General features: G+C 71.3%; 11 protein-coding genes and 1 pseudogene. 5 read left to right on the forward strand and 7 right to left on the reverse strand.

The annotated features are described in order from the left end of the window. The 3 genes and pseudogenes from AB0I18_RS21420 to AB0I18_RS21430 form a co-directional block, all read left to right on the forward strand. Positions 1–297: pseudogene (locus tag AB0I18_RS21420) on the forward strand (sugar ABC transporter ATP-binding protein); the annotation flags it as partial. After that, entirely contained in the window at positions 297–1,208 is a 912-nt protein-coding gene (locus AB0I18_RS21425; protein ID WP_363107126.1) for a sugar phosphate isomerase/epimerase, read from the forward strand. The pseudogene AB0I18_RS21420 and the gene AB0I18_RS21425, both read left to right, overlap by 1 nt. 18 nt (positions 1,209–1,226) lie before the next feature. Next, positions 1,227–2,246, forward strand: coding sequence for a Gfo/Idh/MocA family oxidoreductase (locus AB0I18_RS21430; protein WP_363107127.1), 1,020 nt, complete (start codon positions 1,227–1,229; stop codon positions 2,244–2,246). 54 nt (positions 2,247–2,300) lie between these two features. Here AB0I18_RS21430 and AB0I18_RS21435 read toward each other — a convergent pair whose 3' ends face one another. The 4 genes from AB0I18_RS21435 to AB0I18_RS21450 all read right to left on the reverse strand — a co-directional run bounded on the left by AB0I18_RS21435 (position 2,301) and on the right by AB0I18_RS21450 (position 6,390). Further along, positions 2,301–3,323 (reverse strand): Gfo/Idh/MocA family oxidoreductase, encoded by a 1,023-nt coding sequence (locus AB0I18_RS21435; protein WP_363107128.1) that lies wholly within the window; start codon positions 3,321–3,323, stop codon positions 2,301–2,303. Further along, the gene (locus AB0I18_RS21440; RefSeq protein ID WP_363107129.1) at positions 3,320–4,324 is read right to left on the reverse strand and encodes a Gfo/Idh/MocA family oxidoreductase; all 1,005 of its coding nucleotides are present in this window, start codon (positions 4,322–4,324) and stop codon (positions 3,320–3,322) included. The genes AB0I18_RS21435 and AB0I18_RS21440 overlap by 4 nt, the downstream gene beginning before the upstream one ends. A gap of 67 nt (positions 4,325–4,391) precedes the next feature. After that, positions 4,392–5,168: an SDR family oxidoreductase gene (locus AB0I18_RS21445; protein ID WP_363107130.1), complete on the reverse strand. Its 777-nt coding sequence runs from the start codon at positions 5,166–5,168 to the stop codon at positions 4,392–4,394. A 43-nt stretch (positions 5,169–5,211) separates the two neighbouring features. Continuing rightward, positions 5,212–6,390: a phytanoyl-CoA dioxygenase family protein gene (locus tag AB0I18_RS21450; RefSeq protein WP_363107131.1), complete on the reverse strand. Its 1,179-nt coding sequence runs from the start codon at positions 6,388–6,390 to the stop codon at positions 5,212–5,214. A 128-nt stretch (positions 6,391–6,518) separates the two neighbouring features. Here AB0I18_RS21450 and AB0I18_RS21455 point away from each other — a divergent pair, with 128 nt between their 5' ends. Beyond that, entirely contained in the window at positions 6,519–7,592 is a 1,074-nt protein-coding gene (locus AB0I18_RS21455) for a LacI family DNA-binding transcriptional regulator (protein ID WP_363107133.1), read from the forward strand. 16 nt (positions 7,593–7,608) lie between these two features. Here the strand turns inward: AB0I18_RS21455 and AB0I18_RS21460 are convergent, their stop codons facing one another. Beyond that, on the reverse strand, positions 7,609–8,046 hold the full coding sequence (locus AB0I18_RS21460) for a DUF4442 domain-containing protein (RefSeq protein WP_363107215.1): 438 nt from the start codon (positions 8,044–8,046) through the stop codon (positions 7,609–7,611). A gap of 178 nt (positions 8,047–8,224) precedes the next feature. On the opposite strand from AB0I18_RS21460, the gene AB0I18_RS21465 reads away from it, so the two are divergent. Further along, positions 8,225–9,256, forward strand: coding sequence for a proline-rich domain-containing protein (locus AB0I18_RS21465; protein ID WP_363107134.1), 1,032 nt, complete (start codon positions 8,225–8,227; stop codon positions 9,254–9,256). Positions 9,257–9,291: 35 nt separating this feature from the next. Here AB0I18_RS21465 and AB0I18_RS21470 read toward each other — a convergent pair whose 3' ends face one another. Next, complete coding sequence (locus tag AB0I18_RS21470) at positions 9,292–10,137, reverse strand: fused MFS/spermidine synthase (protein ID WP_363107135.1); 846 nt, start codon at positions 10,135–10,137, stop codon at positions 9,292–9,294. A 91-nt stretch (positions 10,138–10,228) separates the two neighbouring features. Next, positions 10,229–11,398 (reverse strand): elongation factor Tu, encoded by a 1,170-nt coding sequence (gene tuf, locus AB0I18_RS21475; protein WP_363107136.1) that lies wholly within the window; start codon positions 11,396–11,398, stop codon positions 10,229–10,231. Positions 11,399–11,416: the final 18 nt, after the last annotated feature.

The following is an 11,416-nucleotide window of genomic DNA, read 5'->3' on the forward strand; positions in this document are numbered from 1 at the left end:
GCCGCCGCCCGCGACCGCGGCCTGGGCGTCATCTTCATCACCCACAACCCCCACCACGCCTACATGGTCGGCGACCACTTCAGCGTCCTGCGGCTCGGCACCATGGAACTGAGCGCCACCCGCAGCGACGTCAGCCTCGAAGAACTCACCAACCACATGGCCGGCGGCGCCGAACTCGCCGCCCTCAAACACGAACTCGCCCAAGTCAGCGGCGTCGACGTGGAAAAGCTCCCCGACAAGGAAGACCTCCAGGCCCCTGTCGTGGTTCCCCTCCCGGCTCCCGAAGGGACCGACTGATGACGCAGACGCCGAACGCCCTGGACCGCATACGCGTCGGCTCGGCTCCCGACTCCTGGGGAGTGTGGTTCCCGGACGACCCTCAACAGGTGCCCTGGGAACGCTTCCTGGACGAGGTCTCCGGGTCCGGATACGAGTGGATCGAGCTGGGCCCGTACGGCTATCTGCCGACCGATCCGGTCAAGCTGACCGACGAAGTGGCCAAGCGTGACCTGAAGGTGTCGGCCGGCACGGTCTTCACCTCGCTGCACCGCGGCCCCGACGTCTGGGACGCCACCTGGGAGCATGTCAGCCAGGTCGCCGAGCTCACCCGGGCCATGGGAGCGAAGCACCTGGTGGTCATCCCGTCGTTCTGGCGGGACGACAAGACCGCCGAGCTGATCGAGCCGCCCGAGCTGACGGTCCGTCAATGGGCGTACCTCACCAAGGGTATGGAGCGCCTCGGGCACGAGGTGAAGGAGCGCTTCGGCCTCGACATCGTCGTGCACCCGCACGCCGACACGCACATCGACACCGAGGAGCACGTCGCGCGCTTCCTCGACTCGACGGACTCGGGTCTGGTCAGCCTCTGTCTGGACACCGGTCACTACGCCTACTGCGGCGGCGACAGCGTCAAGCTGATCGAGACGTACGGCGAGCGCATCGGCTATCTGCACCTCAAGCAGGTAGACCCCGAGATCCTCGCCGACGTCGTGAAGAACGAGATCCCGTTCGGCCCGGCCGTGCAGCGCGGCGTGATGTGCGAACCCCCGGCGGGCATCCCCGCCCTGGAGCCGGTACTGGCCGCCGCGCAGGGCCTCGGCATCGACCTGTTCGCGATCGTCGAGCAGGACATGTACCCCTGCCCGCCCGACCAGCCCCTGCCCATCGCGGTGCGCACCCGCCAGTTCCTGCGCTCCTGCGGCGCCTGAGAAGGGACGGACCCGACCATGGCTCAGCGCGGAACGCTCGGCGTGGCCGTCATCGGCACCGGAAAGATGGGGGCCGATCATGTGCGCCGTATCCAGGAGGTGACCAACGGGGCACGCGTGACCGCGGTGGTGGACGTCGACGCCGAACGGGTCAAGCGGATCGCCGACGGCATCGAGGGCTGCTCGGCCCACACCGACCCGGCCGCCGCCATGGCCGCGGACGACGTCGACGCCGTACTGATCGCCTCGCCGGGTCCCGCGCACGAAGCTGCGCTGCTCACCGCCTTCGAGCACGACCTGCCAGTCCTGTGCGAGAAACCGCTCACCCCGGACGCGGCTTCGGCGCTGCGGGTGCTGGCGGCCGAGCAGCGGCTCGGCCACCGCCGGGTTCAGGTGGGCTTCATGCGCCGGTACGACACCGAGTACGCGAAGCTCAAGTCGCTGCTGGAGTCCGGGCAGTTGGGCCGGCCGTTGATGCTGCACAACCGGCACCGCAACGTCGCCACGCCGCCCGGCTTCACCAGCGCCATGCTCATCAACGACTCCGTGGTCCACGAGATGGACGTGACGCGCTGGCTGCTCGGCCATGAGATCACCGCGGTCACCGTGCTGAAGCCGACGCCGTCCGGCAACGCCCCGGAGGGCCTGGAGGACCCGCAGTTCGTCCTGTTCGAGACCGACGGCGGGGCGGTCGTTGACGTCGAGATCAACGTCAACTGCGGCTTCGGGTACCAGGTGCAGGCCGAGGTCGTCTGCGAGCGCGGCACGGCCCGCATCGGTGACGGCCACGCCCTGGTCACCAACATGGCGGGCCGCTGGGGCGGCACCATCGCGCAGGACTACGTGGTGCGTTTCGAGGACGCCTACGACCGCGAGGTGCAGGCCTGGGTGGACGCCACCCGGCGCGGCGAGATCACCGGCCCCAGCGCCTGGGACGGCTATGCCGCGGCCGCGGTCTGCGAGGCGGGCGTACGCGCCCAGAGCGAGGGCGGCCGGATCGAGGTCGAACTGATCGAGCGCCCGGCCTTCTACAGCTGAACCCTGCTACAGCCGAACGGGGCGGGATGCGACATCCCGCCCCGACGACCGCCGTTACGAACCCGGCAGCGCCGTGCGCGGCCGAGGCTGGAACCCGGCGCCGCGGTAGCAGTCGTCGATCAGCCTCATGGTCGTCACCGCGTCCTCCACGTCCAGCGGGAGCGCCGCCCCGTGGCGCACATGGGCGGCGAACGCCTCCAGTTGGTACGTGTACGAGGACCGCCTGCCGAGTTCCTCGGTCCGCTCCCCCGCCGCCGTGCGTACGACGACACGGTCGTCCAGGTGCGGCAGAACGAAGTTCAGCGCGGTCGCCTCGCCCCGGGAACCGACGATCCGGCAGCTCATGCGGAGCTCGCTGTAGTCCATGTGACAGCGGGCCGAGCCGGTGGCGCCGCTGGGGAAGGCCAGGTCCGCGTCGAGCCACTCGTCGACCTCCGGGGCGCCCTCGCGTCCGCCGCCCCGGGCGCTGACCAGGGTGGGCGGACCGCCCGCCCAGGGGGCGAGCATCCGCAGGGCGTGCAGGCTGTAGCAGCCCAGGTCCATGAGCGCGCCGCCGGCCAGCGGCAGGGACCAGCGCGGGTCGGTGTCGGGCGGCGCTGGAACCGCGACGAGGGCCTCGACGTGCCGCAGCTCCCCCAGTTCCCCGGAGTCCAGCAGTTCGTGCAGGCGACGGGTGACCGGGTGGAAGAGGTAGTGGAAGCCCTCCATGAAGGCGGTGCCCGCCTTGGCGGCGGCGTCACGGACCTCGACGGCCTCCGCCGTGTTGCTCGCGGAGGGCTTCTCCGTCAGCACGTGCTTGCCCGCGGCGAGCGCGGCGAGGTTCCACGGTCCGTGCAGGCCGTTGGCGAGCGGGTTGTAGATCACCTCGACCTCGGGGTCGGTGACCAGGTCGGCGTACGAGTCCAGGACGCGCTCGATGCCGTGCTCGGCGGCGAAGGTCTCGGCGCGGGAGCGGTCGCGGGCGGCCACCGCCACGAGGCGGTGGCCGGTCGCGTGGGCCGGGCCGATCAGGGACCGGTCGGAGATACGGGCGGCGCCCAGCAGTCCGATGCGCAGCGGCTCGGCCTCGGTGGTCATGCGGTGCGTACCTCCTCGATCGTGACGGTGCGGTGCTCGCGCAGGGAGAGGGTGCAGGCGTCGGCGATCCAGCCCGCCTCCAGCGCGTCGGCGACGGTGCACGGCGAGGTCCGCCGGCCGGCGACGACCTCGGTGAACGCGTCGAGTTCGGCGCGGTAGGCCTCGGTGAAGCGGTCCATGAAGAAGTCGTGCGGGGTGCCGGCGGGGAAGGTGACGCCGGGCTCGACGGAGCGCAGCGGCAGCTTGTCCTCCAGGCCGACCGCGATGCTGTCCTGGAAGCCGTGCAGCTCCATGCGGACGTCGTAACCACGCGCGTTGTGGCGGGAGTTGGAGACCACGGCGAGCGTGTCGTCGTCCAGGGTGAGGATCGCGGCGGTGGTGTCGGCGTCCCCGGCCTCGGCGATGTACGCCGCCCCGCGGTTGCTGCCGGTCGCGTACACCTCGGTCACCTCGCGCCCGGTGACCCAGCGGATGATGTCGAAGTCGTGCACCGAGCAGTCCCGGAAGATGCCTCCGGAGGCGGCGATGTACGCGGCCGGGGGCGGCGCCGGGTCCAGGGTGGTGGACCGTACGGTGTGCAGCGGGCCGAGTTCGCCGCTCTGGACGGCGGCCCGGGCGGCCACGAACCCGGCGTCGAAGCGCCGGTTGTAGCCGATCTGGATCTGAACGCCGCTGTCCCGCACGGCGTTCAGGACCTCGACGCCCTCCTTCATGGTGCGGGCGACGGGCTTCTCGCAGAAGACCGGGACGCCCGCCTCCACGGCGGCGAGGATCAGTCCGGGGTGGGCGTCGGTCGCGGCGGCGATCACCACGCCGTCCACTCCGGCGGCCAGCACCGCCTCGGGCGAGTCCACGGCCTGGGCGCCGAAGCGCTCGACGGCCGCCGTGACCGCACCCGCATACGGATCGGCGACGACGAGGGACTCGACCACGTCGAGCCGGGAGAGGGTCTCGGCGTGGAAGGCGCCGATCCGGCCGAGGCCGAGGATGCCGATACGCATGGTCAGGGGCTCCTTGCTTGCCGTTCCGTATTTGCGGTTCCGTGCTTGCGGTTCCGTGCGGGGTGGGTCAGTCGAGTCCGCCGAGGACGTTCTGGTCCCAGTCGATGACCGAGCCGGTGACGACACCGCTGCGGTCGGAGAGGAGGAGGACGACGAAGTCGGCGATCTCGTCGGGCTGGCCGAGCTTGCCCATCGGCAGCCGGCCCGCCGCCTGCTCGCGCCAGTCGTCGCCGGCGTCGTGGAAGGTGCGCTGGGTGGCGTCCTCGCCCTCGGTCGCCGTCCAGCCGATGTTCAGGCCGTTGATCCGGACGCGGTCCCAGCGGTGGGCGTGCGCGGCGTTGCGGGTCAGGCCCGCGAGCCCGGCCTTGGCGGCGACGTACGGGGCGAGGAAGGGCTGTCCGCCGTGCTCGGAGGAGGTGATGATGTTGACGACCGTGCCGGGTGCCTTGCGCGCCACCATGTCCGCCACGGCGGCCTGCATCGCGAAGAACGGGCCCTTGAGGTTGATCGCGATGTGCGCGTCGAACAGCTCGGGCGTGGTGTCGAGCAGCGTGCCGCGTGAGGTGAGTCCGGCGGAGTTGACCAGGCAGTCGACCCGGCCGTGGGCGGCGATCACCTCGGCGACGCTGCCGCGCGCCTGTTCGGCGTCGGACAGGTCGGCCCGTACGTACATGGCCTTGGCGCCGGCCTCGGTCAGCTCGGCCACCAGTGCCTCGCCGGGCTCGGGGCGCCGTCCGGTGACGGCCACCGTCGCGCCCTCGCGGGCGGCGGCCCGGGCGACGGCCGCGCCGACGCCCTGGCTGCCGCCGTTGACGAGGACGATCTTGTCTTCGAGAAGTCTCATGTTCCTGTCTCTGTTCTCAAGCGGTCCGCGGTGCTGCCGCTGCTCAGCTCTCGCGGCGCTCGGCGCCGGCTCGCAGCGCGTTTCGCAGCCGCTCAGGGGTCCATCCCTCACCGAGGGCGCGGCGGACGGTGTCCGCCTGGGAGGGCGGGGCCAGTCCGTCGACGGGCGGGTCGGAGTCGAGGTTGGTCGGGAAGGGGTAGCCCTCGGCGCAGGCCGCGACGACCGTGTCGAGCCACTCCTGGCTCGCGCCCTCGGCCTTGCGCTTGAGCAGCACCGGGTAGACGGCGTTCGCCATGGCCTCGCGGTCGACGGTCTCCATGGCCCGGCCGAAGGCGGAGGAGATCTGGAGCAGGTTGGCCATGCGCCGGATGTCCGCCGACCGGTTGTGCCCGGCGGCGTGGAACAGGGCGGGGTTGAAGAAGACCGCGTCGCCCTCGGCCAGCGGCAACTGGACGTGGTGGGTCTCGAAGTGGTCGCGGAACTCCGGCAGCCGCCAGGCCAGGTAGCCCGACTCGTACTTCTGCGAGTGCGGCAGGTACATCGTCGGGCCGGACTCGACGGGCATGTCGCAGTGCGCGACCGCGCCCTGGAGCGTCAGCACCGGTGAGAGGCGGTGGACGTGCGCGGGGTACGCGGCGGCGGCCTCGCCGCTCAGGAAGCCCAGGTGGTAGTCGCGGTGCACGGTCTGCGCGGCCCCGCCCGGATTCACGACGTTGATCTGCGACGTGACCTGGTAGCCGGGGCCGAGCCAGGCGCCGGACACCAGGGCGACCAGGTCGTTGGCGTAGTAGTCGGCGAACGCCTCCGCGTCGAACAGCGCCGTCTTCTCCAGCGCGTTCCACACCCGGTCGTTCGCACCCGGCTTGGCGAAGTGGTCGCCCGCGGTGGCCCCCGAGGCGCGCTGCTCGGCGATCAGGGCGTCGAAGGCCTCGGTGGCCCGGCCGACGACCTCCCGGTCGGGGAAGGCGCCCCGGAACACCACGATGCCGGGTCCCTCGTCGAGCGCCCGCACCAGCTCGGCCTGTACATCCCGGCGGCCCTCGGGCGTGCCGGCCGCGGCGCGCAGGCGCTCGCCGTCGTACAGCAGGACGTTGTGCTCCACCGCGGTGGCGTACGGGTAGTCGCCCCGGTCGGTGGTCTGCTCGACCAGCTCACGGAACGCGTCGAGGTCGCAGTCGTTCACGGACAGCCACGTACGGCGTGCGGAAACGGTACGGGACATCGTCGTCCTTTCGAGGATCGCGGCGGCCTTCCGGCGGACGCGGCGGCGCACGCTGATGTCATTCTTGTTACGTCGCACCCCTCAGGCAATCGTCAGCGAGCCATCAAAAACCCCTCAAGGAGCCGGTGATGGGCCACCCGTACGCGATCAGGGAGATCGCCCGCCAGGCGGGGCTGAGCGAGGCGACGGTGGACCGGGTCCTGAACGGCCGGGGCGGGGTCCGGGAGAGCACCGCCCGGTCCGTGCGCCAGGCCATCGACGATCTGGACCGCCAGCGCACCCAGGTCCGGCTCACCGGCCGCACGTTCATGACGGACATCGTCATGCAGACACCGGAGCGGTTCTCCACCGCGGTACGCACCGCGCTGGAGGCCGAGCTGCCGTCACTGCACCCGGCCGTCATGCGCTGCCGGTTCCACTTCCGGGAGACCGGCACACCGGACGATCTGGTCTCGACACTGGAGCGCATCGCCCGGCGCGGCTCCCAGGGCGTGATCCTCAAGGCCCCGGACGTGCCCGAGGTCACCGCGGCCGTGGGCCGGCTGGTGGCCGCGGGAATTCCGGTGGTGACCCTGGTGACCGATCTGCCGGCCAGCGGGCGGCTCGCCTATGTCGGCATCGACAACCGCGCGGCGGGCGCCACCGCCGCGTACCTGGTGGGCCAGTGGCTGGGTGACGGTCCCGGACACGTCCTCACCACCATCAGCCGCGGCTTCTTCCGCGGGGAGGAGGAGCGCGAGATGGGCTTCCGCGCCACGATGCGAACGGTGCGCCCGGCCCGGCGGCTGGTGGAGGTCACCGACAGCGACGGCCTGGACGCCACCCAGTACGACCTGGTGCTTGCGGCGCTCCGGCAGGATCCCGACATCCGGGCCGTCTACTCGATCGGCGGCGGCAACATCGCCACCCTGGACGCCTTCGACGCCGTGAACCGGCCGTGTGACGTCTTCGTCGCCCACGACCTGGACCACGACAACGCCCGGCTGCTGCGCGCGGGGCGGCTGTCCGCCGTGCTCCACCACGACCTGCGCCAGGACATGCGCGGCGCCTGCCAGGTCATCATGCGGGCCCACGACGCCCTGCCCGCGGACCCGGCCCCCTCGCTCCCGTCCGCCATCCAGGTCGTCACGCCGTACAACATGCCGCCGGAGGCCGCCCTGACGACGGCCACGGCCGACGGCCGCTCCAACGGACAGGGGTGACGCCCCGGGCAGCCCCTCAGTCGTTCGGCCGCAGCGTCCAGATGACGGTCATCTCGCCGGTCACGGCACCGTCCTCGCGCCGAATGGCGACGACCACCGGGAACTCGGGGCGCTGCCCCGCGTCGAGCTCGGCGATGACGTCGGCGACCGGACGACCGAGTGTCGCGGTGGCCGTCACCGGCCCTCTGGCGAGTTTCCTGAACGCGATCTCGGCGGTCACGGGCAGCGGAACGGCACGCGCGAGCTGCTCCCCGAACGCGGCCAGCACGATCGCTCCGCTCGCCGACTCCCCCAGCGTGAACATCGCTCCGGCATGCGGCCCGCCGACGTGGTTGTGGTACTCGCTCTGATCGGGCAGCACGAGCACGGCCTTCTCCGGCGTGGTCTCCAGGTACTCGAGTTTCAGGGTCCGGACCATCGGCACGGTGGCGGCGAGCAACTCGCCGATCGACAGCTGATCTTCGTTCATGACCGAAGGTTACCCACGAGTAGCCAATGCTGGCCAGAAACCGTCGGCGTGATCTCGGCGTCGTGACAGCGCGCGTGACCGGATAGAGCCGACGGTCCCGGGACAGCCCGATGACGAGAGGCAGTGACTCAAACGTGTCCCCGCGCCGCTAGGGTGGGCGCCCATGTGGCAAGGACAGCAGCCGCCCGGGGGCGAGCAGAACCCGCAGGACCCGAATCAGAATCCGTACCAGCAGCCGGGGTACCAACAGCCGAATCCGTATCAGCAGCCCGGATTCCAGCAGCAGAACCCGTACCCGCCGGGACAGCCCGGCTGGACTGTGCCAGGTGCGCCCCAGCCGCCCCAACCACCGCAGGGCGGCGGCGGCAACGGGAACAGGACAAAGCTCGTCGCGATCGTGGCGGCCACGGCCGTCGTCGTCGCGGCCGGAGTCACGGGCTTCTTGGTCCTGGGCGGTGACAAGGACGACCAGGCGGGCGACGACAAGGACAAGGTGCAGCAGTCACCCTCCTCCAGTGCCCCCGAGGACCCCAGCGCGTCCGCGTCCGCCGGCGGGGGCAACCCGCGCGGCACCGACGACGAGAAGCCGACCATCGCGGGCTGGAAGGTCGTCATCAACCCCAAGTGGGGCACGGCGTTCGACGTCCCGGCGGACTGGGCCGTCCAGTCGTCCGACACCATCGTCGGCTTCGAGGACACCAAGGACGCCGGAGCCAAGCCGCTGATCACCATGTCCGCACCTGCCTACCTCAAGGAGAAGTGGTGCACGTCGGACGAGGACAAGGACGGCACGGTCGAGGACACGGCGCTGGCCGCCGTGGGCACCAAGGGTGCCAACGGCGCCAAGAACGTCGACGAGGTCGCGGTGAACCAGGTGCCCTGGTGGGTCTTCGGCGGTTACACCCAGCCGGACCGGAAGAGCATCACGCTCGACGAGAAGGCCACGGCCTTCACGACCGAGTCCGGGATCGAGGGCAGCTACGCATGGGCCAGGTCGAAGGGCAGCCCGCAGAAGGGCAAGTCCAAGTGCGCCAGTGACGGCAAGGCCATCACGTTCGGCTTCAAGAACTCGAAGGGCGACTTCGTCGCCTGGAGCCTGTACGGGGCGACCGGCGTTTCGGAAGAGCTGTCGGACAAGACCATCATGAAGATCTTGGGCACCGTGCGCCTGCACGGCACCCCTGCGGAGTCCTGACTCCGGGTACGAGGTTTCGTCTCCCCGGCCGGGGCTCAGCCGATGCTGAACGCCCCGTCCGGCGGCTCCGGCGAGGGCACCGCGTTCTCGTCCCGCACGGGCTCGGCGTCCCCGATGAAGATCCGCAGCGTGTCGCCGTACTCGACCCGGGCCGGGAAGGCGTCGGCGGCCGTGCGGCGGGTGAGGGTCGCCGTGTCGACGGGGCGGTGGGAGGCGACGAGGACGGCGTTGCCGAACCGGCGGCCGCGCAGCACGCCCGGCTCGGCGATCAGCGCCAGCTCCTCGAACACCGCGGCGAACGTGGCGAGTTGGGAGCGCAGGAAGGCGAAGGGCGCGGCGTCCGCGAGGTTCGCGAGATAGACGCCGTCGTCGCGCAGGACCCGCTCGGCCTCGCGGGCGTACGCGACCGACGTCAGGTGCGCCGGAACGCGGGAGCCGCCGAAGACGTCGGCGATCAGGACGTCGGCGGAGCCTGCGGCGGCTGATTCGAGCCAGCCGCGGGCGTCCGCGCCGTGCAGCGCGATGCCCGCGTCGTCGGGGACGGGCAGCTGTTCGAGAACGAGGTCCAGCAGAGCGCCGTCCGCCTCGACCACGTCCTGCCGGGACCCCGGCCGGGTCGCGGCGAGATACCGGGGCAGGGTGAGCGCGCCCCCGCCGAGGTGCAGTACGTCGAGCGCGCGCCCCGGCTCCGCGACGGTGTCCAGGACGTGCCCGAGCCGCCGCGCGTACTCGAACTCCAGGTGCGTCGGCGCGTCCAGATCGACGTACGACTGGGGTGCCCCGTCGACCGTCAGCAGCCAGGCCCGCTTCCGGTCGACGTCCGGCATCAGCTTGGCGGTCCCGTGATCCACGGCGCGCGTCACGGGTATCGGTTCGTCCACGGGCCCATTGTCGCCGCTTCGGCGGCCGGTGGGTGTCCGCCTCCTGTTCGGGAGGCGGACACCCACCTGGTTCGGCCGGGTCCGGCCGGGTTCAGACGACCGAGGTCACCGTTCCCGCGCCGACCGTGCGACCGCCCTCGCGGATCGCGAAGCCGAGGCCGGGCTCCAGCGGCACCTCGCGGCCCAGCTCGACCGTCATCGTGACGGTGTCGCCCGGCCGCGCGACCACCCGCTCGCCGAGGTCCACATCACCGACCACATCCGCGGTGCGAATGTAGAACTGCGGCCGGTAGCCGGTGGACACCGGCGTCGTACGCCCGCCCTCGCGCGCCGACAGGATGTACACCTGCGCGGAGAACCGACTTCGGGGCACGACACTGCCGGGCGCCGCGACGACGTATCCGCGACGCACCGCGTCGCGTGGCACGCCGCGCAACAGCAGCGCCACGCTGTCGCCGGCCTGCGCCTCCTCCATCGGCTTGCCGAAGGTCTCCAGGCCGGTGACCACCGTGTCGACGGTGGCCCCGATCACTTCGACACGGTCGCCCACGCGGATCCTGCCCCGCTCGACCGCGCCCGTCACGACCGTCCCGCGTCCGGTGATCGTGAGCGCGTTCTCGACGGACAGCAGGAACGGCGCGTCGAGATACCGCTCGGGCGTCGGCACGTACGTGTCCACGGCGTCCAGCAGCGCCTCGATCGCCGCCGTCCAACGCGGTTCGCCCGCAAGGGCCTTGAGCCCGGAGACCCGTACGACCGGTACGGAGTCTCCGCCGTAGCCGTGCGCGGAGAGCAGCTCGCGGATCTCCAGCTCGACGAGATCGGTGAGCTCCTCGTCGCCCGCGTCAGCCTTGTTGAGAGCCACCACAATGTGGTTCACGCCCACCTGCCGGGCCAGCAGCACGTGTTCGGCGGTCTGCGGCATGATCCCGTCGAGCGCGGAGACGACGAGGATCGCCCCGTCGAGCTGCGCGGCTCCGGTGACCATGTTCTTGACGTAGTCGGCGTGACCCGGCATGTCCACGTGCGCGTAGTGCCGGGTGTCGGTCTCGTACTCGACGTGCGCGATGTTGATGGTGATGCCGCGCGCGGCCTCCTCCGGCGCACGGTCGATCCGGTCGAACGGGACGAACGTGCCGGTCCCGCGCTCGGCGAGGACCTTGGTGATGGCGGCGGTCAGTGTGGTCTTGCCGTGGTCGACGTGACCCATGGTGCCGATGTTCAGATGCGGTTTGGTGCGCACGTAAGCCGTCTTGGGCATGGCTGTACCTCGAAGCCT

Source organism: Streptomyces sp. NPDC050704 (assembly GCF_040654355.1).
In the GTDB taxonomy this organism is placed as follows: Bacteria; Actinomycetota; Actinomycetes; order Streptomycetales; family Streptomycetaceae; genus Streptomyces.